Raw genomic sequence first — 25,350 nt, forward strand, 5'->3', positions numbered from 1 at the left:
CTTAGGTTCCCATGATTGAGGTCTAGGTAAATAGCAGAAAACAATAAGTATAATTTATAAAGGTCAGCAGGGAAGTCCATGATCAGTGACGTTCAACAAGATAGCACTATGCAAGATCCGAAAAGCAGTCAGCAGCAAGACTTAACTAAACCTCTGCCCCGTACCCTAAAAGTGCCAATCACCAATGTATATGCCATGGGCGGCTATTGTGCCCAGCTGCGTATCGGTGCCAACAAGGAACCAGTAAACCTTATTCTTGATACTGGCAGCAGTACCTTAGTCGTGAGCAGTAGTGACTATGTTGAGGAGGATGACAGTGCCTTAGTCGCCACGAGCTTCGCTCAAGAGGTACTCTATGGCGCTGGCGGCTGGGATGGCCCAGTTATTCATACCCGAGTGGGGATCCGTGAAGAGTTGGAAAAAGATAGCCAACTAGAAACGCTTGCTACATCAAATCAGCCTATCGTGCTTGAGAGTTGCCCCGTAGCAATTGTCTCTTCTATTGCACAGGAAGGTACCTTTCTCGATGCCGACGGAATTCTAGGATTGGCGTATCATCAACTGAATAAGAGTTACGATCTTAAGGGCTATTTTGAGCAGTATGATATCACTCCTGCCCTCACCTACCCGTGGCCCTTTGATGATGAGATCAGTATCTGCGAAACCAGCTATCAACCCACAATTCACGAACCAGCCCTGAGCGGTTCTGATGAATCAGCCTTGAGCGATTCTAGTGAAACAGCCCTGAGCGGCACTAATAAAGAGTCGAGCAACTCCTGTAATGATCGCTTTACCAGCCACGATCTAAGCAAGTTTAAAAAGTTTCTTAAACAGCAACCGACCCAAGATATCGTGCCCTACTTTACCGACCTGACTCAACAAGGCCTCACCGCCAATAAGTTTGCCTTTTATAGTCGCCGCTCAAGCGTTCATGTATCCAGCTCAGCTATTGAAACGCCAACTAGTGCTAGCGGTGACGCTCAGCAGCAAGAAAGCAGCGAGCGTAAAAACACGTTTGAGCAGTCTGAACCGATTAAACAGTCTGAACCCCTTAAGCAGTTTGAAAAGTTAGCGCAAGACCCACTCAACCAAGGCTGGCTGATACTAGGTGGCGGCGAGGAGCATACCGAGCTCTATCAAGGCGAGTTTCAAACCATCTCAGTGGTCGAAGACAAATACTACAACGTAAACCTTATCGCCATTCAAGTCGGCGACCAGCCCGAAGTAGACAGCCAACTCACCGACCAGTTAGAGCAGGAGCTCGCGCTAAATCAAGAGTCAAAGCAGGAGCACAACAGATCTAAAGAGGAGGATCTGCACGATCATGCACTACTCACTGCCATCGGCATGAACAAAGAGATGCGCGGCCGCAGTAATGCCATTGTCGATACAGGCGTATCAGGTATCGTATTAACTAAATACCTCTACAACGCCATGCTCGAAAGCTTCAACGCTATCAACCCTAAATTTGCCGAGTTAATCGCACCATTTAAACAGATAGCACAGCAATATAAGGGCATAGACCAGAGCCAACTCGACTTAAGCGAGTGGCCCACACTCACCTTCAGCTTCCTCGGCGAAACACACCGCAATCCAGACTCTAATGAAAGCGCCTGCGGCGGCTTGTATAAAAAGGTAAACATCACTATCAAGCCCGAACACTACTGGCAAACTAACACCCCAAGCGAAGGCAAAGCCTGCTTTAAAATTCTCTCCCAGCTTCCCGGATGGCCTAATCAGTCGCTGCTGGGTTTACCATTGATGAACGATTACTTTGTTGTTTTCGATCGCTCTGCCCATGAAACAGGGGTTATCCGCTTTGCTAAACGCAAGTAGAAGCAGTTGCGAGTTGCGAGTTGCGAGTTGCGAGTTGCGAGTTGCGAACAAGAATAGAAGAACAGCAAGGAAAGAGGAAATAGATGCATAGATTTGAAACTAAGCGCCTGTCGATGCGACCCATAGACGTCCAAGATAAAACTTTATATTGCGCACTTTATACAGACGATGTGGTCATGAGAAATATCGGCAAAGCACTGACACAAGAGAAAGCTGAGAAGTGCTTCGCTACCTGCTTAAAGATGACCAACAAACCCGAACCGATTTTATATGTCTGGGTGATCACCGATAAAAATAGCGGTGAAACCTTGGGGATTCAAAATATCAGTCGAGATAAAAGTAACTTACAGCAAGCCGAGTTCGGCATCATGTTAGTGCCGAGCAGCTATCGGAAACATGTCGCCTTTGAGTCAATTGGCGCTCTCACTGAATACGGTTTAAAACACCTTAATTTAGTCAAGATGTACTCCAACTTTTTACCTGAAAACAAAGCAATACTAAGAATCGCGCAAAAGCTCAATTACAAGATAGATATGGACAACTTACTGCCAAATACAGGTCAAGCAAGCTGCTACATGCTTAAAACCCAATACAAAGACACATTTATACAACATTAAGGCAACACCCCCATTTTAAAATGACAAGATAACTGTTATCTTCGTGAATGTTCGCCTTGATTAGCTTAAACCTCATTATACTGAGTGACTTAGCAGGTATTGAAGGAAAAAGCGTAAAAAGAGATCGTCCAACAAAAACAATTACAAAGGACTGAAAATGGCTGGTAGTTTAGCTTGTGTGGGTATAGGGATGACATTGGGGGCACATATCTGCCCGCTCGCTAAGAGCTATATCGAACAAGCCGATGTGGTCTTTTCAGGTGTCTCAAATGGTATTGTCGAGCTATGGCTACAGGAGATGCACAGCGATGTACGCTCACTGCAGGTCTACTACAAAGAGGGTAAATCCCGCCATATTACTTATCGTGAGATGGTTGACGCCATCTTAACTGAGGTGCGCGCTGGCAAAAAAGTGGTCGGCGCATTTTATGGTCATCCGGGGGTTTTCGCCCACGCCCCGCACAAATCAATAGAACTTGCTAAAGCCGAAGGTTTTGATGCCGTCATGGTACCTGGCATCTCTGCCGAAGACTGCCTCATTGCCGATCTTGGTATCGACCCTGGCAAATATGGCTGTCAGCAGTTTGAAGCCAGCCAGTTTATGTTTTATCAGCGCCGCTTCGATCCATCGAGTTATCTAGTGCTATGGCAGATAGGACTTGCAGGCGATAAGAGTATGGCCAAGTTTGCGACAGGCGCCGCTCACCGCCAAGTATTAATAGAGCTGCTATCTACTGAATATCCGCTCGATCATCAGGTGATCTTATATGAAGCGGCGGTACTGCCAATAGACACAGTACGTAAACAGACACTGACTCTGGCTGAACTGGCCGATGCTGATATCTATATGCATACCACCCTAGTTATTCCGCCAAGCCAGAAGATGCAGCCCAACCAAGCTGTATTAGACAGGTTGGCACAAATTGAAAAAGAGCTAGAAGCTGAAAGCGAACTTGCTAAGAACTAAAGCAAAGAAAGCTGCGAGTCACGAGCTTCGAAAAGCTCATAGCTCGTAGCTCGTAGCTCGTAGCTCGTAGCTAATAATAACGGACTTTAACCAGAACAATAAGACACATAACTTTGAGGGAACAAATTGTGAACAGACAGAAATCATCAAACATTATTCAGCTGCTAGAACGTATGGGGCAAGATGCCAGCCTGCAAGCAACAGCCGAATTTGAGCAGATCGTTAATGAATCAACTTTAGACAATGAGCTCAAGCAGAGCTTAATCAATAAAGATATAATCTCACTCGAGAAGCAGTTAGATGTATGCCCAGATATTTACTGTGTCTTTGTTGCGCACGAAGAAGATGAAGATGACAGCACCGATGTAGAGAGCAGCCCTTTGAGCATCGTGGCCTAACAGCGCAGAGCGTATAAAGAGTCAGCCCTGAGCGGATTTTATAAAAAGTCAGCCCTGAGCGTATAAAGAGTCAGCCTTGAGCGGTTCTTGTAAACAGCCCTGAGCGGCACTTGTAAAGAGCCAGCCTTGAGCTGCACTAATAAAAATACAGCCCTGAGCGGCTCTTGTAAACAGCCTTGAGCTGCACTAATAAAAAGTCAGCCCTGAGCGGCTCTTGTAAACAGCCTTGAGCTGCACTAATAAAAAGACAGCCCTTGAGCGGCTCTTGTAAACAGCCTTGAGCTGCACTAATAAAAAGACAGCCCTGAGCGGCTCTTGTAAACAGCCTTGAGCTGCACTAATAAAAAGCCAGCCCTGAGCGGCACTTGTAAAAAGCACAACTAAAAAAGGAAATAGAAAATGTCGAACATTATTCAACTGCTAGAGCGTATGGGACAAGATTCAGAGCTTCAAACAGAGCAGAGCTTTGAGCAAGCGATTCAAGAGTCTGCACTCACTAGTGAGCTCAAACAATCTCTACTAAACCGAGATGAAATTAATCTTAAACGCGAACTCGATGTTTGTCCTGATGTTGTTTGTATTATGCTACCAGCTGAAGATGAAGAAAAGGAAAAAGAGGATAGTGAAGAAGCGGATAAAGTCGATGACAAATCGACTAACAAAGCAGCTTAAGAATATCACATCAAGTGTATAAATATATTAACAAAGGCATACTCAATATAATTGTAGTATGCCTAATTGTTGATATCAGCAGTACTGTTGCGGCTGATAACTTAGATATAAATAAAACTCTAATTTATGCTGAAAGCATAAAGAGTTCTTCGCCAGCTGAATTTAATAAGCTCTTAGTTGAGCTGAGTAATGAAAATCTACCTTTTTCACCAACACAGAAGCTACATCTAGAATATTTACTTGGGTACCAGCTATCTTTTAAAGGAGAGTTTGAAAAAGCAATCAGTGCTTATGATAAAATTATTCAATCTCATAAAAGTACTAACTTATTAAAATATAAAGCTACTATATCTACTGTTAACATTTATGCTATTTCTAAGAGTTGGAGTGTAGGTCTAAACCGTTTATCCACTATAATAGAGCTAACACCAACAATAAAAGATGATGCTGTTAGACAGTTAGGCATTGCTTCAGCAGCTCTTTTTTATAACCAACTTGGTCAATATCAACTCGCTCTATCTTTCGCAAATAAACTTCTGCATGAACCTATTGAAGGTCGAACACTTTGTGTAGCCCACAACCTAAAACTAGAATCTCAATTCGAGCTTGGGCTACTTAAAGAAGATGATCCGCAGATCCTTGAGGGGATACGAGCCTGCCAGCAGAGCAATGAAGTGGTGATGGAAAGCGCCATCTATAGTTACCTGGCCGAGCTTCACCTTAAGAACAATAACCCTCAGAAAGCGATTTTAACCTTAAACGAACAATTATCGGCTATCGAACAGACTCGTTACGTACCAGCACTTGCAAGGTATTACTCATTACTTGCAGATGCATATCTACAAGATAGCAATAGCTTTCAAGCTGAGCGATATGCAATAGAGACTTTAGAAAAATCTCAAAATATCGGTAGTAATAAGCCCACAGTCATCGCCTACAAAGTCCTCTATCAAATAGCTGAATCCCGTGGTGAACATCAGCAGGCACTTGAATATCATAAGAAGTATGCCGAGGCCGATAGAGCTTATCTGGATGATATCAAGACTAAGCATTTAGCCTTCCAGTTAGCAGAGCATCAGACCACTGAGCAGAAGAGCCGCATCGAGCTGTTAGATAAGCAGAACAACCTGCTTAAAGTTGAACAGAAACTGTCGGCCACAGAGGCTGAGAATAATCGTCTATTTATTGCCATGTTAATTGCAATCATCACCTTGCTGCTGTTTTGGGCCTATAAGTCGTGGATGACCCAAAAACGTCTTAAACAGTTGGCTGAATATGATGCACTGACAGGCATTTTAAACCGTGGCCATTTTACTCAAGTCGCCGAAAGTGCCCTTCAATATTGTGCTAATACCGATATGTATCTGTGCTGTATCTTGTTTGACTTGGATAAGTTCAAAAACATCAATGATAGCTATGGTCATGCCTGTGGTGATTGGGTACTGAAACGGGTCGCAGAGGTGTGTAAAGCACAGGGACGCAATAATGATATCTTTGCAAGGCTTGGCGGTGAGGAGTTTTGCGTCGTGCTACCAAGCTGTGACCTACTCACAGCGACTAAGATTGCAGAGGAGTACCGCAAGGTCATTGAGCGTATCGACTCTTCAGGCTCAGGTTTTGACTTTAGTGTTAGCGCCAGCTTTGGCGTTACCGATACAATGCGTTCGAGCTACTCCTTAGAGAGCTTGATTGCCGATGCTGATGAAGCGATGTATCAGTCTAAACACAACGGCCGTAACCGCATTACTGTTTACTCAAAGCCAGAGGATGCAGATCCAAGTACAAATACAGGGATGACCTCAGCAACATCCCAGGCTGACCTGCCGCTATTTACTGGCAGCTAACACACCAAGCGCAGTTTTATGCTGCAGGTGCTAAATTTTAAGTATGGTTTCAAGTACGAAGCATTTAGATTTTTAGCTTTATATTAATAGCTTTGAGCTTGAGGGCCTTTTTAAAACTAAAAAGGAATGTCTATGCAAAGCTTGTGGGATGAACAAACCGCCAGTCAATTCACTACTGCAGTTGATCTGCGTGTCTATACCTCACGCTTGCTCGGCCAAGCGCCCTCGCTGGTTCTTCACGGTGGCGGCAACACCTCAGTAAAAACCCAAGTTAACAACCTGTTTGGAGATAGCGAAGAGATACTATTTGTTAAGGGCAGTGGTTGGGATTTAGAAACAATCGAAGCGGCGGGCTTTGCGCCGGTTAAGATGGACGTTTTACTGAATATGGCCAAGTTACCTGAACTGACTGACAGTGATATGGTCAAGTATCAGCGCGCCGCCATGATAGACCCAAACGCACCGAATCCCTCTGTTGAAGCCATTTTGCACGCGATTATCCCGTTTGCTTTTGTCGACCATACCCATGCCGATACCATAGTTACCCTAACCAATACGCCCGAAGGCGAAGCCTATATTGAGCAACTTTTCGGTAAACGTGTATTAGTGATCCCCTATGTGATGCCCGGATTTGCACTGGCAAAACTCGTCTATGAGTTGACCCAAGCTATCGACTGGCACTCGATAGAGGGTTTGGTGTTAATGAACCATGGCCTGTTCACCTTCAGTGATGATGCTAAAACCGCATACGAAAACACCATTAAACTGGTCACTCAAGCTGAAGAGTTTATCGAAGCAAACCTGTGCATTAATGCTGAAACAAGAGAGGAGGATGATCAGCAAGCAATTGAGTACTCTGATGATGAGGTCAGTATTGATTTGATTGAGCTGGCTCAGATCCGCAAGCTAGTTTCATCGCAAAAAGGCGCGGCGCACATAGCACTGCTAAACAGTAGTAAGGGCTCATGCCATATCGCCTCACACCCTCAATTAAACAGCATAGCTTGTCGCGGGCCACTCACTCCCGATCACGTTATTCGTACTAAACGTATTCCCGCAATTTTACATGAAGATTTCGATAATGAGCTTGGTCGTTATGCTCAAGCGTATATTGAGTATTTTGAAAAATTTCAAAGCGGCCAAACCATGCTTAACTACGCCCCTAACTTCGCTATCTGGCAGAACCGAGCAGCTATCTCATTCGGAAAAACCGTCGATCAGGCCTTGATTATCGAAGATATCACCAGCCACACTTTCGATGCAATATTGACCGCAGAAGCACTTGGGGGCTACCAAGCCTTGAGCCCCGCGGAGATATTTTCCGTGGAATATTGGGAGCTTGAGCAAGCCAAGCTGAAAAAAGGTGCGAGCTTAGACCATAAACCGCTACTGGGCAAAGTGGCCATGGTTACCACAGCCTCAACTCACGTTGGCCAGGCCGTGGTGAGCCATTTAGAAACCCTAGGCGCCAATGTCGTTGAGCTAGGCGAGCACTTGGCGTTTGACTGCTTGGAATTTGATAGCTTAGATAAGTGTCAGGAAGCCGCCGAAACCGCCATCATAGATTATGGCGGGCTCGATATGGTGCTATGCCTTGGTGATGACCCCGCTAACCTGATGTTACTCAAAGCCTGTGAGCCCTTTTTAATTCATGGTATCAATCCCACAGTATTATGCGTAAACCACGGTGCTTTGCCCATTATGAGTGATGACAGTATTAAAGTACTGCATCTAAACTGCTCAGCTAGCCCAATGTTAGCCACGCAAAAGACCAATGGTGAGCACCCGCAAACTGGCGTATTTAATCTACTCAGCGCTATCACTATGTTGCTATCGACAGACTATGTCCCCCATGAAGAGGGAGTGACGGTTTAAGGGCTGAGAAATTTTAGAAATAAGTGGTGAGTCAAAAGTTGTAAGTACAGCGTTGATATCTTCCTGCACTTACTCATCACTTACAGCTTAGTGTCTAATGCTTAGTGCTACAAGCGCATCAAACACAGTCTCGAATAGTGGGCAGCGAGAAAAAGCTGAGAAAGTTGCGAGTTACGAGAAAAAGATAGGTAAAGACAACTCAAGAGCCGAGAGCAACAGAACAAAACTGAACAGAAAAAGTAATCTGTCACCCTGAACGTGTTTCAGGGCCCACAGTAGAGATAACAGCAGTTTAATTTCTTAATCAAGGAGTGATAATGGAAGAGTATCTGTTAGCCATAGATGCAGGCACGGGCAGTGGCCGTGCAGTGCTGTTTGATCTGCAAGGAAAGCAAATTTCAGTGGGGCAAGAGGAGTGGCAACACTTAGCCGAGGCAGGCGTTGATAACTCTATGGGCTTTGATTTTGATAACGACTGGCCGCTGTTATGTCGCTGTATCAAACAAGCGATCAATAACGCTGAGGTAACCCCTCAACAAATTATCTCAGTATCAGCGACCAGTATGCGTGAAGGCATTGTGGTCTTCGATAAAAATGGTAATGAGATCTGGGCGGTTGCCAATGTCGATGCCCGCGCATCTAAACAGGTCACCGCCTTAAAAGCGTCCTCCCCCGATATTGAATATCGAGATTATCAACAGTCTGGGCAAACCTTTGCTCTTGGTGCTCTGCCCCGCTTGTTATGGCTTAAAGAGCATCACCCTGAATTGTATGACCAAGTGGCATCGGTTGCCATGCTGAGCGATTGGGTACTAGCTAAACTCAGCGGCGTGATTGCCACCGACCCCTCTAATGCTGGCACCACAGGTATATTCTCTCTGGCTTCACGCAACTGGGCACCTGAGATGGCAAAGGAGGTCGGCCTTAATCCTGCTATCTTTCCTCCCGTGGTTGAAACCGGTACAAAAATAGGTGAAGTCACAGCGCAAGCAGCAAGAGACTCAGGTCTAAGTGCTGGTACTGCGGTTGTGATGGGGGGCGGTGATGTGCAACTTGGCGCAGCAGGCCTTGGCGTGGTCAACCTTGGCGATATCGCGGTCTTAGGCGGCACCTTTTGGCAACAAGTGGTCAATATCGACGCACAAACCCCACCACCTGAAGATATGTCGATCCGAGTAAATCCCCATGTAATTACAGGGCTGTCTCAAGCCGAGGGGATCACCTTTTTTAGTGGCTTAGTGATGCACTGGTTTGTCGACGCGTTTTGTCATCTCGAAAAGCAACTCGCCATAGAGTCAGGGATTGACCCTTATGCTTATATGGAGGAGTTAGCTCAACAGGTTCCAGTTGGTAGCTATGATATCTTGCCAATATTTTCTGATGCGATGCATTACGACCACTGGTATCACGCCGCGCCCTCATTTATCAACCTGTCTCTGGACGCAGAAAAGAGCAACCCCGCTTGCCTATTTCGTAGCTTACAGGAGAATGCTTGTATTGTTTCGGCGATTAACCTTGAAAGTATTCAGGCATTTAGCCAACCAGAAAGTCGCACTTTCAAAGACGGTCGCGCTAGCCAAGAGAGCGCTAGCCAAAAGAGTAATGAGCAGACGATTGTATTTGCTGGCGGTGCAAGTAAAGGTTTTCTCTGGCCACAAATCCTTGCTGATGTCACAGGAAAAAGAGTGAAGATACCTCAAGTTAAAGAAGCCACCTCTTTAGGTTGCGCCATGGCTGCTGGCGTTGGTGTGGGCATCTTTGCCAACATCAAAGAAGCCGCTGACTCAATTGTACGTTGGGAAAAAGAGTATCAGCCCAATATGGAAAACTACCAGCACTACCAAAGCTTAAAAGCACGCTGGATACAGGTTTACGAGCAGCAACTCAAACTGGTCGATAAAGGATTAACAAGCTCAATGTGGCAAGCGCCAGGGCTTTAAAGACGTTGCGAGCGCAAGACAGAGCAAAGAAAGTCTCGAGTTTCGAGATAGTACATCTAGCTCGTAGCTCGTAGCTCGTAGCAAATAATACAAAAACAGGAACCGCTATGTATTTAACTAATCAATCTGAACATGAATATCGTTTTGGCGAGTATGGACCTAAATACCTCACTAATGGACCAAGAGTCGATTTTGGCATTGTGGTGATAACACCTGGTGAAACCCACCCTTGCCACAAACATGTCACGCAAGAGGAGTCTTTTTTGGTGCTTGAGGGGGAGTGTACTGTGTATGTTGATGGCGAGCCCGTTGTTATCAAAGAGGGCGACTACCTACGCTGTGAGCCTGGCGAGTCGCACCTATTTAGAAACGAGAGTGATAAATCATTCAAATCAGTATTTATCAAGGCGCCCTACAGCGAGGTCAAAGACAGTGTCTATATCGATTGGGAGCCCGGTAAGCCTTTCCCGAAAGATGAGTGACGTTGAGGTTCTAGCGCCTATGAAATAGAAGCTAGAACCTAAACACTAGGGCAATAGTTATGCTTCATGAAGTTTAAATACCGCTTCAGTAAGCGCTTGCTTTAACTCCTCATTACTCAACTTGCCCGTTTCCATATCGAAGTTGTCAAAGAAGCTTGGGATAGAGAGGCTCGCCTTCACATCTGCAGCGAAGTAAGGCGCCGACCCAGTGGCTGCACCTAGTACCGTTTGTGCGCCTCCAGGTCCAGGAGAGGTAGCAAGCAGCACCATCGGCTTGTTCTGGAACACCTTCATGTCGATGCGTGAAGTCCAATCAAACAGGTTCTTATAAGCCGCTGTGTATGAACCATTATGCTCGGCAAATGAGATGATGATGCCATCGGCTTCGCCTAGCTTGGCAAAGAACTTCTGCGCGAGCTCTGGCTGACCTAGCTCCTCTTCTCTGTCTTGGCTGAAGATAGGCATCTCGTAGTCATTAATATCGAGTATCTCGACATCAGCCCCTTCCACCAGTGATGCTGCATAAGTGGCAAGCTGCTTATTGATCGATTTTGTGCTGTTACTTGCTGCAAAGGCTAATAGTTTCATGGTCTATCTCCATATCTGGTTTAATCTGATGCTTTGTATTACAAGCACGCTGTATTTCAATGACAACCAGTGTATATTTAACCCATATAAAGATTAATAACCTAAAATGACAAAGATTGTTTCCATATGACTTCGAATAAACTTTTTGACGGTTTGATCATTTTTGATCAAGTAATTAAAAGTGGTGGCTTCTCAGCAGCGGCTGAAGCACTGGGGCACTCCACCTCGTTTATCAGTAAAGAGGTGAATAAACTGGAGGCAAGACTTGGTGTCAGATTGCTAAATCGTACGACTCGCTCTATCGGTTTAACCCCTGAGGGCAAGGCTTTTCATCTTGAATGTCAGCAATTGATAGGCAGTGCAGAACTTGCTGTAAACCTCATAACGCATAAAGATCTAGCCCCAAAAGGTGAGTTGAAGATCAGTTGCCCTGTGGGTTTTGCCAACCTCTATCTAAAACCCATATTATGTGAATATATGTCACTTTACCCAAATGTCACCCTAGATTTAGATATGAATGACCGTCGAGCAGATGTGATATCTGAAGGGTTTGACTTAGCGATTCGTGCCTCTCAACAGTTGGATGAGTCTAGCCTTATTTGCCGTAAAATATACACGAGCAAGGCTTATACCGTGGCATCCAAAGCCTACCTAGAGCGCCATGGTAGCCCCCACCACCCGATGGAGCTGAGCAAGCATCACTGCTTATGTTACTCCAATTTAAAACATCCAAACCGCTGGGAGTATACCGACAAAAAGGGGAAGCCCTTTACTGTCGATGTTCGACAAAAGGTGCTCTGTAATAGTGGTGAGATGAAACTCGATATGGCGATAGCTGGTCATGGAATATGCCGCCTTCCAAGCTTTTATAGCGAAAGAGCTATTGCATCTGGTCAGCTAGAGGTCCTTTTCGATGAGCTTCCTGCATCAGATATCGATGTCTTTGTGGTGTACCCAAGTCGTAAGCACTTATCCCCTAAGGTGCGGGCTTTTATCGATTTAACTGTTGAACACCTTTCCAGCAGATGAAGCCTAGTTAACATTAAGGCATTTACAGGCCACTTTTAGGTTTTTTGATAAAAACTTAAGGCTAAATTAAGATTCAGCACTGATTATCCCACTCACAAAAATGACTCTAAGCCATGTCTCTTAGCATGGGAAAAGAGTAAATAATTATTAGGTGGGTCTACACATGAAGAAAACATTAGTAGCAAGTTCGGTCGCACTGTTTTTAATCGGCTGTGGCGGTAGTAGTAGTGACAGCGATAACAGCAATCCAGTTAACCTTCCCGCTAAATTAAGCGGTCAGGTTCAGAGTGTTTCCGATAGTCAGCAAACCATTTCGGTTAATGGCTATACCGCATCGGCTGAACAAGCGGTTATTGGTTATCAAGGCGAGACACTAGGCTTATCGGATATTGCGCCCGGTATGCGCATCAAAGCAAGTTCACAAGGTGAGGCATTTTCATCTATTGAACTCGACCCCTCTATTACCGGTGAGATCTCCCATATTAATGGCAATGATTTTACCATTAACAACATGAAACTGACTTTTGCTGCTGGGCTTGAAGGTTTATCTGTCGGTGATTGGGTGATGGTAACCACTTACCATCACGCCGACGGTAGTGTTGAAGTGACCTCTGTGCAAAAAGTGCCAGAGATCACTTTTGTAGAGCTTGAAGGCAAGGTTACCGATTTAACCAGCACCCATTTTAAAATCAGTAATGTGCTAATTGATTACTCGAATGCTGTTATCGATGCCGATAACGGTGAGGTATTAGAAGAGGGAGTTTGGGTAGAAGCATTCGGTCAATTCACTAATGGGCAACTCAAAGCGGAAAAAGTTGAAATTGAAGATGAAGGTGACTATCACGAGGCAGAGATTGAAGGCGTGATCACTTGGGTCAACAACACTTTTACCCGTGTTGAACTCAATGGCCGTATTCAATTTGATGTCGACGAAAAGACAGAATTTGACGACGGTAAACGTGAGGACTTAGCCTCTGGCCGCTGGGTGGAAGTGGAGCTCATTGAACGCAACAATGGCCTTTATGCCGATGAGATTGAGTTTGAAGATGGCCAAGGCGCAACAGGAAAAGAGTTCGAGGTTGAAGGTTATGCTTCAGTCGTTGGTAGTGAACTGTCAATCAATGGCATCATCATAGGCACTGATACTAATACTGAGTTCGACGATGGCTTAACGCTGGATAACATGCATGGTGTGTGGGTTGAGGTTGAAGGGAACTATCTACAAGCTGACCATCGCTTTATCGCTAAAGAGATTGAGCGTGAAGAAAAAGATGATGAGCTTGAACTTGAAGGCCCTGTCAGCGACAACTCTCTTTGGGGCTATCGAGCGAGTGACAACTCACTTACAAGCTATAACGGCCAATGGGTAGAAGCTGATTGCGATTTTGATGGCAGCACCATTTATAACTGCGAGATTGATGATTAAGGGATAATTCATTTGCTGTTCACAAAGCGAGCCTAGGCTCGCTTTTCCCCTTATCTATCACTCTGCTAATCACTCCATGTTTTATCTATATAACAACTAAATACTCCTCCAAATGTTGCTAAACTAATTTCAATAAACAGATAAAACACATGTTAGAATATTGGGGTTATTTACAAATAACATTGTTAAATCTCAGTACTTTTCGCCCAATCTTGCCAAAGACTTTAATGGGCCCTGTAGTCGTATAATTTGTATATGGATGTCGCTCGTGGTAAAAAAATTAATCTCTATGACCAGCTCCTCGCAGATGTTGGTCGCCATGTTTATCGGCTTTGGCGTCGGTATCTTCTTCGGTGAATCTGTTGGCTGGCTCAGCACCATAGGTAATGCGGTTATCTTGCTGATGCAGATGACGGTACTGCCCTATATTCTCGTCTCCTTGATAGGCGGTATTGGCAAGCTACAAAAGAGCACTGCAACCCTCATTTTCAGTCGAGCTGGGGTGATCATGTTAATGCTGTGGTTATTAGCACTGGTTGTTATTGCCCTGATGCCATTATCATTTCCCTTTGTTGAATCCGCCTCTTTCTTTAGCACGAGCAGCATAGAGCCTTCGGCGGCCATAGATTATTTCAAACTCTATATCCCCTCGAATCCGTTCGAGTCGATGGCAGCAGGTTACGTGCCAGCCATGGTGGTATTCAGTATCGCCATGGGCTTAGCCCTTATCGGTATGGAGGGCGAGCATAAGCAGCAGATATTGACCTTTATGCACACCACCAGCGAGATTTTCTCACGCATTACTCGTGGCTTAGTGAAAGTGCTACCTATCGGCATTTTTGCCATGTCGGCCTCTGCGGCTGGCACCATGGGGGTAGATGAGTTTGCCAGTATGCAGGTCTATCTGATCAGCTATTTCGTACTTTGCCTGCTATTAACCTTCTGGATACTGCCTTGGATTGTCGCATCACTAACACCTATTACTTTCCACCAAGCATTAAGTATCTCCAAAGCCAGCTTAGTTACCGCTTTTGCTACTGGTAATATCTTTATCGTAATTCCAGTGATTATCGAAGAGTGTAAACAGATCATGCGTGAGCATGACAAGCTCAGCGAAGATGGCGCGACCTTGATAGAGATCTTAGTGCCAATCGCCTTTACCTTCCCCAATATCGGTAAGCTAACCGTTATCTTGTTTGTATTTTTTGCAGGCTGGTTTAATGGCACACCTGTTGATTTAAGCACTATTCCCTCGCTATCAATAAGTGGTCTGTTATCGCTATTTGGCAGTGTTTATGTTGCCATTCCATTTATGTTAGATCTGGTTCACCTCCCCTCAGATCTCTTCCAGCTGTTTGTGATGTCTGGCTTTATCACTGGTAAATTTAACTCTATCGCCGCTGTGATGAACCTGTTTGTACTGACAATTTTAACCGCTGCTCTATTCCACAAGTGCCTTAAGCTAAGTCCACCTAGACTTATCAAGATGGGAGTGGGTATCGGCGCCAGTGTCGTATTAACGATTATTGTACTGCGCGTTGGCATGGGCATGTTTATCCATAGCCCTGAGGTAACCAGTGGTGTTATCGCCAATATGCAAGTGGCCGATAAGGTCCCCACTAAGGTGAAAAGGCAGTTTCCTGAGCTTGGGGTAACGCCCAGTACGCCGATTGCAAGTCTAGATATGATACGTGACCGTGGCACGCTACGAGTGGGCTATATTCCCAGCAATGTGCCTTTTAGCTATTACAATAATGCTGGGCAGCTCGTTGGGTTTGATAGCGCTATGGCTTCTAAACTGGCTGAGGATTTAGGGCTAAAAATTGAGTTTATTCCCTTTAAAAAGGATCAGTTAGCTCAATCTTTAAAAGCTGGATTTTTCGATATTGCCATGTCTGGGCTGGCTATGGATATCGAGCAAATGGACAAACTCAGTTACGCCGAGCCTGTACTTGAACTCAACCTTGCCATCGCCACTCGTGACCATATGGTTAATCAGTTTAAAGAGACTGAGAGCATTTTAGAGATGGAAAATATCACTGTTGCCTATGTGGAGCATGGGGATATTATCGAAGAGGCTCAGAAGAAGTATCCTAACCTTAAATTTGTAAAAATTTCGGGTTATAAAAACTTCTTTAGGCAGAAGAAACCTAAGTATGATGCGGTTGTCATTAGTGCCCAAGCAGGCTCTGCATGGACGCTATTCTTCCCTGGATATGGTATTGCGATACCTGAAGCGACCTCTCGTTACCCTGTTGCTTATGCCGTCGCTCAAAACAATCAATCACTGCTCAATTATGTCAACAACTGGCAGAAGCTACGTAAGGTTGATGGCCATCAAGAGCGGATCTATAACTATTGGATGCTTGGACAAGGCGCAAGTGAGGTGAAACCTCGCTGGTCAATCATACGTGATGTATTGCACTGGGTAGATTAGCGCACCTTGTGGATGTGAGGTACTAATTAGCACGATCAAAAAGGAGAGCTTATGCTCTCCTTTTTTTCCCCAACATTGACACTCTATCAGCGTTAACAGTCTTCGGTTTCGACTATCACCTCAGGACCTGTAGCTGACTCTAAATTGGTATAGCGAATATGACAGTTAAAGCGAACGCTCTTTTGAGACAGGTCTTCAGCAAAGAAAATATAGATACGATTTAGCCGGGTCGATTTATCAATAAAAAAGGGCGCGGCATCATTATCTGCTTCAATTGCCGTAAGCGATACAGAGTCTATCTCTAACCAAGCTTGAACTTGTGCATTGAGTTCATCAAAACTATCACTGCCATCAACTGCCGGATGACCATCAAAAAGTGGCACCGAAGTACCAGCAATATCTATCAGGCCATCACCGTTTTCTTGGCCCTCTATCGCAGCTTTGCTGTATACCAGAGCCAGGCCACTCTCCATAGCACCGCCTATGCCCTCAAGCACTGCAGCTTTTGAGTCGCTAGTCAGACTAATGAATTTAGGCGCTGCCACTACAGCCAAAATACCTAAAATGATAATCACCACGACAAGCTCAATAAGGGTAAAGCCCGACATTCTCGTTTTTTTCATACTAACTTCTTAATCTACAGTGAACATGGAGTCGATTCATAACCCAGAGCGTTATAACCACTCAGCCAGCATATTCTTGACTACAGGCGCAACATTCACCCCTATCATCCAATCTGGCCCAAAGGGATCGGCTTGCTCGACATAGTAGTTCACTTCCACGGCGAATTTCCATGGACGACCATTGAGCTTTACGGTTTTACCAACAGCAAAATTTACTGGGATGGTTGCGCCACCTTCTTCATGATCGTATGTCATTATCGGTGATGTTGCCACGCTCCAGCCGCCACCCGGCAGATAGACTCCAAACAACTGTAACGTCGATAAGCTAATATCTTGCTCACCAGAACCAGCCACGCTCCATTGATGATTAAAGAAACCACCTGCCACATAACTTTTACTTACCTTACCTAACTGAAAACCTGGCCCTAAGGTCCACTTATCAGCGCCAAGCTTGTCCTCCGTTGCCGTAGGCATAGTGGTCGTGGCGCCATAAGACCAGAGAAAACCACTGGCTTCTGTATCGCCGTATTGCAGATCGATAGTGATATCGCCAAAGCCTGTTTCACTAGAAAAAGGCGAGCCTAAATCATTACTATTCAAGGTTGGTGAGCTTATCAATAGCGGCAAAGCAGGCCTAACATAGAGGGTATTATCGCTGGCCATAGGAAATGGCAGGGTCGGCTGAAATATAACTCTGGTGCCTGATTGCTCCGAAGCGCTATCAAGATCCCCCGTGTAAGTTCGATACTGAGTCTTGAATTTAAGGCTAGTAAGCGGCGTATTCGGGTTGGCTAGCTCTCGGGCAAGCTCAGCATTGGACTTGCCCTCATAATCAGCTGCGAATAACTGACAACTAAAAAGAGAAAACGCAATGACACAAATGGTGGATTTCATGGGACAGCAGTTCCTTGCCAGCACCAAGATAATTTCAATATCTGGTAACTTTTATTATTATTTTCATATACATTACATGAAAACAGCATCCCCTTGAAGTGACAATTAACTCACGACCTTCAAAGCTAAAAACATGTTAATTATTTTTAGCTTTGTTAGAAGGCAGTACTTAAAAAAACAACAAGATTGATAGCCCACTCTCAATCAAATATTTTAAATATTATACTTGAGTACAATCAACCTTAGTATGGACCTTAGAAATACCTCCTCCTGCTGGTTGACTTGGTGAAATTGCAGTTATATTTAATTTGGTTCCAGGCATTAATAAAATTTCGCCTTCTGCGTATTTAGAGAATGGTCTTATATCCTTCCCTTTATTGACATCAATTTTAAAAAGAACTGGAGTATTGGTTTTAGTTGGAGCATTCATAAAGCCATCTGCCACACCAATCTGTAACGACGTGCTCATAAATTTATTATAGCTAATAGTTTGACCCGTTTTATAACTTGATAGAATGCCATCATTCTGACCTCTATAAACTGGATTATGAGCTGTATCAGGTAAGTCTTTTAACGCATTTTCCAAAGCTGCATTATGCACTTTACCTTCCGCGATTAGCTTTGAAATAGAGAATTGTTCAGGATTAGCATCTTGCTTCCCTTTTAAGGTAGCTAGCTCATCTTTATTTTTTAAATGAGAGCCTATTTTTATTCCTGCTACCATTTCAGAGTTTTGTTTTGCAGGATTTTGAATAAGATAAGAAGCTGTTGTATACAAAGCTATTGAGGCAGAAGAAGCTGGACTCATTTGTTGATTTAAACCTCCTCCAAGAGTTGCAAATTTTGATTGAGGGTCAAAAGAATCCCCTAATAATGGTTGATCGATAGAGTCTTGCATTAAAATAAAGTCATTTAAATGTGAATAATAAACGAGCTCATCTGGAAACATGCGGTTGTCACAAACATGCTGCCTTAAGTCTGGAATAGAAAGTGGCATTATATTATGGTATGCGTAAGTTCCTTCGTCATAAGATAATCCAAATGATTTTGATACGGCCATAATCTCATGAAAACTATGATCATTACTGGTAAGCATCCAACCTAAAAGAGATAGTCGGAAGTTTACTGGTGATACTGGATTCCCCAGAAATTTAAGAGCTCTCAACATTCTATCTGTGGTTCCAGATGGTCCTGCTACAACAGGCATTTTTAATTCATGAATGGCTTTATTAACCCAAGCATTGTCCGGGTTAGGAGCGAATCGGGTTCCTCCCTCTTCCCAAGGAAGATTTTTACTTGGATCATAAACATTTGGAACATTCATTCCTATTAGTCTTTTAAATGTAGCTATATTACTATCATCTTGCTTACTTAAATCGACTCGTTGAGAGGCAATAAAGGCTTTTTCGCGATTGCTGAGGTGGGCACTATGTGTTCCGTTAGTTAAATCGGCATCAGCTCGATCACTCGATCCATATACTTTTTTCAGCTCTGTTTCTAGCTTTTGTAAACTAGCTTTTTTGGTTAGAGAGTTTTGGTCTGTTTTAGAATCATTATCCTTTAACCATTTTTCTGTAGATGATTTAAGTTTGTTGTATGAAATGATTTTTTCATTTGACTGACTATTGGCAGATAAAAATATTCCTAGCTCAGTTTGAACCGTTTTAAAAGTACTTGTTTTATCAAATATCCCACTAGCTGTACCCTCTAGGTCTGCGATACCGTAATTGACTAAATCCCAATTGAAGTGGTAACTACCTGGAGATTTTAATGCTGCATCCATTGCATCCATTCTACCTTCAGATGCAATGACTCCCCTTTGCCCTTGTTTTAAAGCATCTGCTCCATCCCTATAAATGGGATCTAAAGGAGCCATGTACACATCCTTATATTTATCAATCTTACCTGTTGCCTTTGCTCCATTATAAATAATGTCTGTAGAGCTAGTATTGTCATAGGATTCAATTTGATTTTTACGTTCTTCTATTGCATCTCTTCCAGTAGCGTTAATACCTTTTGTTCCAAGACTTGCTTTAGACACTGTCCAGTCATGACCATTCATTGCTCCTTTTAATTTAATATGTTCATCTAACATCTTTTTAAAAGGTCCCAACGCAGCATTGTAAAAACCGGTCATTTTTTCTCTTAAATTACCATTATCAATGGCATCTATTACAGTATCAACGTCTTTACCTACAACTCCTGCATACTTAGAAGAATCTCCACCAAATATTTCCCCAGCAATGGTTCTGTCCGCTTGAACGCCCATTACTTGTTTCATTTTATTAATTGCCCCTGTTGCCGCAGCTTTAGATCTATTCTCATTGAAAGTGTATAGCCCAAGGTTTTTCTCAAAATTTATGGACCCTTTCTGTAACAATGAATTGTCATTTATTCTAGATAATTCATCTCCAACTAGAGATAGAAGTTGTTTGAGACTTGTTCTTTTCGTTACTGAATTGACATCAACTTTTTTGCTATTGTCTGACATCCACTTACTTCCAAGGTTTTTTATTTTAGACAACGCTTCTTTTTTTTGAGATTGGGAGCTAGCTATAGATTGGTATACACCAAGTGCTTTATGGATATTAGAGAATGTACTCGTTCCAAAAACATTCCCTAACATACCAGACCCGTTTCCGGCTAATACATGGTTGTCAAGGTTACGTTGAATAACCATGGTGTTCATAGATTTAGTTGATGTCGGAATATTCTTTTTCTGAATTGTATCTCCGTTGGGATTTTTCAGCACAAATTGTAAAGCTTTAGCTCCCATCACATCCGCCTCTTTCTCTAAACCTGAGTCATCATTGATGTTCACTTTACCTTTAAGTTGTTTGGTAGGGGAAACTCGTCCTTGTTTCTGTTGCACCACATGCCAAGCTTCATGTGGCAAATGTTTTTCCTGACCTGGTCCCAAGTGAATATCGGTTCCTTGCGCGTATGCATGGGCTTGAAGCTGTGCAGGTTTACTTGAATTGCGATGTACTTTTACATCATCAAGTGGCATACCAGATAGGTTTTCCATACCCGATTTGAGATTATCGGGCAGGCCAGTATTATTCTTGGCTTGCAGCGTTGTCTCAGTGCTAGTTGCATTGATTGAGTGGGATGCTGTTACCGATTTATGTTGGGAAACCCCCTCCTCATCAAGCGCTGACTTAAGTTGCTTTATCTGCTGACTAGTGTGACGGTTATCCTGCATAGTCAGCCGAGTTTTCGCTTGCAAGGTCCGATTACTGTCCACTTGCTTATGGGACAATGTTTTAGCTTGCTCAGTTTGCTTTTGCTCTACCCCTTGCTTTACTGACATAGAAACTCCCTCTATTAATCATTCGACTTACAGCTGGTTTAGCTGGCTGCTTGCCTAGTTGTTTGCCTAGTTATTTACATCGCTATTTGACTTAGATTGTTCGCCTTTGATTATGTGCATTAAAACGCCTCTCTCTATGGCTCAAAGTCATTCACATGGCTTAAATACCTAGGGTAAATTACTGCGATTACTTATCTCTCTTTGCCTAATCACATTTGCCGCAAAGACGATTAATATAAAAATAAAAAGAAACAACTGTTGCTGCTCCTTCCAATAGGGGTCACAGCTAAATACCAACATGATGAACATTGCACTCGCCAACATAAATAATAGGAAGTACCAACGGCTAAAAAGTTGCCTTAGCCTAAATGCCCAGATGGATGCTATCGCGTAGAAAAGCACTAACCCGATAAGACAATAAATAGCCACTCGTAATGGCCAACGTAAAGGGCAGAGGGTATTACACACTTTTGTGGCTAGTGTTACCGCAGGCACTAAGGCCGAGAACTCAATCTCTTCGGGGACAAAGTAAGTGCTGTTAATCAGTTTAGACACCTCAGATGAGAGTGGATAAGACCAAAATGCGGCACCGAGATAGCTCCACTTGCTGTAATTTAAAACTTGCTCTAACTCTTGAAATTTATCATCAACATTGATCAAGGGGATCGTCTTGATAAATATTTTCCCAGCAATATCAGAGTATTGCTTATCACCTAACTGAGTTCTTAGGGCTTTCAGCAGGCTGACCTTATAGGTGGTAGAGCTTGAAACTTGGTTATCGACATTAGCGGAGTTAGATACAGGTTCAGGCTGTGCCTCGACAGACACCTGTTTATCATGGAGCTGCTCGTTAACCGATTGCTGCTCTGTAACGGCTAAAGACTCGAAGTTCATGATAAACAGATTGATATAGGGTTCGATGCGATTAAGGTTATCTATCGTGTAAAAGCCAGAAGTGTTATCGATGAGATCGTAAGCAGGCACCAAGATATTGAGATAGTAAGGATCTTCAATTTCTGCCATTGCCGATGCTTCAGATAGGTACAGCTGCTGCTTTAACTTTTTAATAAAGCCAATAAACCGCTCAAAATCGGCCACGGTTTTAAGTGAACTCAGATCTAAGTTCAAGGTTACGCCATCTGCCATGGTTCTTTTTGGGCTCTCACCTAAACTCATGATGGGTTTAAATTTATTGATGGCATAACCCCTTAGCGGAGTTTTAACACTAGCGACAATCTGCTCGATAAGATCATCATTAAATAGTATCAATGCCTCCTCCCCTGATGACGATACTTGACCATTTGAGAACACCAGATCAACCTTCACTCTGTGGTTATGGGCATTGACAATAAATTGTGAATTTGGCTTGTCAGCTTGCCAGTTTGGCGGAGTCGTCACCTTATTACCCTGAATCGATGCCGAAAAATAAGCTAGACGTGTCAACTTGCTGTAATCAATCGTTAACTCACTCTGTTGCCAATATTGGTAGAACCCGTAATAGAAACGGGTATTTAGCCCCTCTAATGAGATATTTTCGGCACAACCACAGCCTGGTGTAGCATTCCATTGCAGTGGGTTGTTAATCTCAGTTGGCACCTTTCCCGGTTTTTGAGCGAGTTGATAGAGGTCGCTAAGCCCTTGGCTATTAAGCTGTTTACTGGCTGAATAAATTAGCAGAAGATCCTTTAGCGCAACCTTAAAAAGATAAAGGTCGGCAAAGCTCTGGTCTGCAAGTGGCGTCAGTAGCTTAAGTTGATCAGATGAAAGGCTTACGATTGAGTAGCGCTGATAAAGCTGAGCAATGGCCTCACTAGTCACAGCATAGCTGGCAGGTTTCACAAGCTGTTTAGTTGTAACGCTACTAGGTTGCACCGACGATTCAGCAGAACTGTTATCTGCAGCTTTGGTTTCATCTTTGTTTTCTACGGTCTTAGTCGCTGACTCTTCAGTGCTCTTGGAAGTCGTCGTATTAGCTTTAACTGCGGCACTACTATCTTTTGTTTTAGCTGAGGTCTTAGTAGCTGACTCTTCAGTGCTCTTGGAGGTCGCCGTATTAGCTTTAACTGCGGCACTACTATCTTTTGTTTCAGTCACTTTATATTGAGCTGGAGTGACTGTGATCAGCTTAGTTAGCTCACTCTCCATCTTGTCACTGGCAAGCTCGCCAATTAAACTCGTTACGATAGGCGTAAGTACCGCACCGATTTCACTGTCAGTCTTATAGCTTTTTGTGGTCGTAGCTTGTAATAGGCTCCCCTGCTTACTCCAAGAAGTTAAGGCTTCAATATCACTGCTATCCAAAAGATAATAGTTGTCCTCAATCTTTACCGCAGGCGTGTAGTAACTCGGCTCAGCTATAACTTGTGTTGGTTCCTGCTGCTGTAGATAGTATTTATCGAATATACTGTGTAGCTCAATCGGTGTACCGTAGCAGGCAGGCGAGAGTGAACAGCTTGGCTCACGAATGATGTTGAGTTTGACCTGCTGTGAGAGCCATAACTGAAACACATCACTCACTAACGCTTGACGCCATAATGGATAATTTTCGGTGAGCTGCGCCACAGTGACTAATGAACTAAGCATATTAGTGACAAAGTCACTGTTACTGGTCACTTTGCTGGCTTGATTAAACTCCTCACAGAAATACCTCAGCCACTTCTCGGTTATTCGTCCCACTTTGCCATCAGAAAGTAGCTCGCCTGGGCTTTTATAGTCAGCTTGATAGGAGGTATTTTCTTTATAGATAACAGCTAGGTTACCCTGCACTAGATCGCCGAATATTCTGCTTTTTAATATAGGATCATGCTTGGTTTTATCTATCTGTGACTGGCATGATTGACTCGAAGATGCAGCCTCGCTCTGGCCACAAAACAGCAATAATGTCATGACTAGAGGCAGCAAACATAACCCATTAAACCTATAAAGGAAGTGACCCATATTCATTAAATAGTCCTTCCTTCTTTACGTAACTCCTTGTCGATGCCCGTTCTGAGATCATCAAAAGCAATACACTGCTCACCAGATTGCACCGCAGAGATAGCGGCATAGCGGATCACATTGGCAATCGCGCCACCAGCAAGTTCGTACTGCTCTGCAATATCACGTAAGCGGTCCGTATTATTTTCTTGATAGTGACCATTAAGCATATTGAGCCATAGCTGATAGCGCTGCTCTGCATCAGGCATAGGGAAATAGATCAGTGATTGAAAACGCCTTGAAAAGGCATCATCGATATTGGCTCTCAGGTTAGTTGCCAAGATCACAATACCGGGAAAGTCTTCAATTCGCTGAAGCAGGTAAGCAATCTCTTGGTTAGCATGACGTTCATTGGCGCCTCCCGATTGAGTTCGGGTACCAAACAAGGCATCGGCTTCATCGAAGAACAAAATCCAGCGTTTATTGCATGCTTGATCAAACAAGTTAGCTAAATTTTTCTCTGTTTCCCCGATATATTTAGAGACCATAGAGGAAAGATCGATACGATATACATCTAAGCCTAACTCGGCACCGATCAAAGTGGCCGTCAATGTTTTACCTGTCCCTGGAGGCCCATAAAAAAGACTGCGATAGCCGGGTTTCAATGACTTAGATAGCCCCCAGTCATCCAGGATCTGTCCAGAGTATTTTATCCAGGTTCTGATCTTATCAATCTCAGACATCACATCCTGAGCCAATACAAGATCCTGCCAATCTAACTCACTGGTGATCAGCTTGGCAGGAAACTGATTAGAGTAACCCAGCTTCTCTGTCACGCCTGTGGTAAATAAGTTTAGATACTCAACCTGCATTGAGAATGTGCTACTAAAGAAAGGCTCCCTCTCTGCTGGTGTGCTAAGACCAAGCACATTTTGTACGATAAAAGGGTGCAAGGACTCAAACATCGCGGTGATGTCGAATCTACGACTCAACTCTTCACCACAAATAACAAATGCAGCGGTCTCACAAGTCGGTAAAAAACCACTGTGTGTTTGACCTTGTTTGCCACCGAACTCAGTATAAGCCCTGTCAAAGTTACTGTTACGAATAAAAAAGGTGTCGAATAGCTGCGGTTTGATATGGGGGATCATTGCCATGATCAACACTAAACGCTCCTCCATCTTGGTCAAATTGCTTTTAATCCACTGCGCATAATCAGAATGGTCAAAGCAAAGCTCTGGAACTGATATCTGCTCGATACTGCTTAATTCACTCTCTTGTTGAAAATAAAGTTTAATTCTTAAATCCAGTACCAGAGAAAACCAATCTAGCTCTCTTTGTAGCGTGGCAGCATTCGCCTCAACCTGACTCAAGACGCTAACATTACGCTCTTCAGCTTCATTGGCAGTCACAACCTGTAATCCTTCCATGCTTGTATCCTTTATCATTCCATTCAGCTATTAACCATCTTTCAATAAGCTCTCTGACTTCAC

18 protein-coding genes are annotated in these 25,350 nt (G+C 43.7%); 12 read left to right on the forward strand and 6 right to left on the reverse strand.

Annotated elements, in window-relative coordinates:
* Window positions 1–78: 78 nt before the first annotated feature.
* From BM736_RS17680 to BM736_RS17725, 9 genes are all read left to right on the forward strand, one after another.
* Window positions 79–1,836: a pepsin-like aspartyl protease gene (locus BM736_RS17680; protein ID WP_076414589.1), complete on the forward strand. Its 1,758-nt coding sequence runs from the start codon at window positions 79–81 to the stop codon at window positions 1,834–1,836.
* An 83-nt stretch (window positions 1,837–1,919) separates the two neighbouring features.
* Window positions 1,920–2,453: a GNAT family N-acetyltransferase gene (locus BM736_RS17685; protein WP_076414591.1), complete on the forward strand. Its 534-nt coding sequence runs from the start codon at window positions 1,920–1,922 to the stop codon at window positions 2,451–2,453.
* 157 nt (window positions 2,454–2,610) lie between these two features.
* Window positions 2,611–3,420 (forward strand): SAM-dependent methyltransferase, encoded by an 810-nt coding sequence (locus BM736_RS17690; RefSeq protein WP_143562426.1) that lies wholly within the window; start codon window positions 2,611–2,613, stop codon window positions 3,418–3,420.
* Window positions 3,421–3,548: 128 nt separating this feature from the next.
* Complete coding sequence (locus tag BM736_RS17695; protein WP_076414593.1) at window positions 3,549–3,818, forward strand: hypothetical protein; 270 nt, start codon at window positions 3,549–3,551, stop codon at window positions 3,816–3,818.
* Between the two features lie 399 nt (window positions 3,819–4,217).
* Window positions 4,218–4,490, forward strand: coding sequence for a hypothetical protein (locus BM736_RS17705; protein WP_076414597.1), 273 nt, complete (start codon window positions 4,218–4,220; stop codon window positions 4,488–4,490).
* A 14-nt stretch (window positions 4,491–4,504) separates the two neighbouring features.
* On the forward strand, window positions 4,505–6,334 hold the full coding sequence (locus tag BM736_RS17710) for a GGDEF domain-containing protein (protein WP_076414599.1): 1,830 nt from the start codon (window positions 4,505–4,507) through the stop codon (window positions 6,332–6,334).
* A 132-nt stretch (window positions 6,335–6,466) separates the two neighbouring features.
* Entirely contained in the window at window positions 6,467–8,209 is a 1,743-nt protein-coding gene (locus tag BM736_RS17715) for a bifunctional aldolase/short-chain dehydrogenase (RefSeq protein WP_076414601.1), read from the forward strand.
* A gap of 317 nt (window positions 8,210–8,526) precedes the next feature.
* Window positions 8,527–10,149 (forward strand): autoinducer-2 kinase, encoded by a 1,623-nt coding sequence (lsrK, locus tag BM736_RS17720; protein WP_076414603.1) that lies wholly within the window; start codon window positions 8,527–8,529, stop codon window positions 10,147–10,149.
* A gap of 107 nt (window positions 10,150–10,256) precedes the next feature.
* A complete protein-coding gene (locus BM736_RS17725) occupies window positions 10,257–10,631 on the forward strand; it encodes a cupin domain-containing protein (RefSeq protein ID WP_076414605.1) in 375 nt (124 codons plus the stop codon).
* A 57-nt stretch (window positions 10,632–10,688) separates the two neighbouring features.
* Here BM736_RS17725 and BM736_RS17730 read toward each other — a convergent pair whose 3' ends face one another.
* Window positions 10,689–11,219: an NADPH-dependent FMN reductase gene (locus BM736_RS17730; protein WP_076414607.1), complete on the reverse strand. Its 531-nt coding sequence runs from the start codon at window positions 11,217–11,219 to the stop codon at window positions 10,689–10,691.
* 126 nt (window positions 11,220–11,345) lie between these two features.
* Between BM736_RS17730 and BM736_RS17735 the strand changes: the two genes are divergently transcribed.
* The 3 genes from BM736_RS17735 to BM736_RS17745 all read left to right on the forward strand — a co-directional run bounded on the left by BM736_RS17735 (window position 11,346) and on the right by BM736_RS17745 (window position 16,111).
* A complete protein-coding gene (locus BM736_RS17735; protein WP_076414609.1) occupies window positions 11,346–12,248 on the forward strand; it encodes a LysR family transcriptional regulator in 903 nt (300 codons plus the stop codon).
* A 163-nt stretch (window positions 12,249–12,411) separates the two neighbouring features.
* Window positions 12,412–13,674 carry a DUF5666 domain-containing protein gene (locus tag BM736_RS17740; protein ID WP_076414611.1) on the forward strand — a complete coding sequence of 421 codons (1,263 nt, stop codon included), beginning with the start codon at window positions 12,412–12,414 and terminating at the stop codon, window positions 13,672–13,674.
* 259 nt (window positions 13,675–13,933) lie between these two features.
* Entirely contained in the window at window positions 13,934–16,111 is a 2,178-nt protein-coding gene (locus BM736_RS17745; protein WP_076414613.1) for a cation:dicarboxylate symporter family transporter, read from the forward strand.
* A 92-nt stretch (window positions 16,112–16,203) separates the two neighbouring features.
* On the opposite strand, the gene BM736_RS17750 is transcribed toward BM736_RS17745, so the two are convergent.
* The 5 genes from BM736_RS17750 to BM736_RS17775 all read right to left on the reverse strand — a co-directional run bounded on the left by BM736_RS17750 (window position 16,204) and on the right by BM736_RS17775 (window position 25,287).
* Window positions 16,204–16,734, reverse strand: coding sequence for a type II secretion system protein (locus BM736_RS17750; RefSeq protein WP_076414615.1), 531 nt, complete (start codon window positions 16,732–16,734; stop codon window positions 16,204–16,206).
* A gap of 51 nt (window positions 16,735–16,785) precedes the next feature.
* Window positions 16,786–17,628, reverse strand: a complete 843-nt coding sequence (locus BM736_RS17755; protein ID WP_076414617.1) for a transporter — start codon at window positions 17,626–17,628, stop codon at window positions 16,786–16,788.
* A 220-nt stretch (window positions 17,629–17,848) separates the two neighbouring features.
* Window positions 17,849–20,941: a DUF4157 domain-containing protein gene (locus BM736_RS24895; RefSeq protein WP_083700323.1), complete on the reverse strand. Its 3,093-nt coding sequence runs from the start codon at window positions 20,939–20,941 to the stop codon at window positions 17,849–17,851.
* A gap of 168 nt (window positions 20,942–21,109) precedes the next feature.
* The gene (locus BM736_RS17770; RefSeq protein WP_076414619.1) at window positions 21,110–23,884 is read right to left on the reverse strand and encodes a hypothetical protein; all 2,775 of its coding nucleotides are present in this window, start codon (window positions 23,882–23,884) and stop codon (window positions 21,110–21,112) included.
* Window positions 23,884–25,287 carry an ATP-binding protein gene (locus BM736_RS17775; RefSeq protein WP_083700326.1) on the reverse strand — a complete coding sequence of 468 codons (1,404 nt, stop codon included), beginning with the start codon at window positions 25,285–25,287 and terminating at the stop codon, window positions 23,884–23,886. Before BM736_RS17775 ends, BM736_RS17770 begins: the two co-directional genes overlap by 1 nt.
* Window positions 25,288–25,350 lie beyond the last annotated feature (63 nt).

The sequence above is a fragment of the Shewanella sp. UCD-KL12 genome (genome assembly GCF_001957125.1).
Taxonomy (GTDB): Bacteria; Pseudomonadota; Gammaproteobacteria; order Enterobacterales; family Shewanellaceae; genus Shewanella.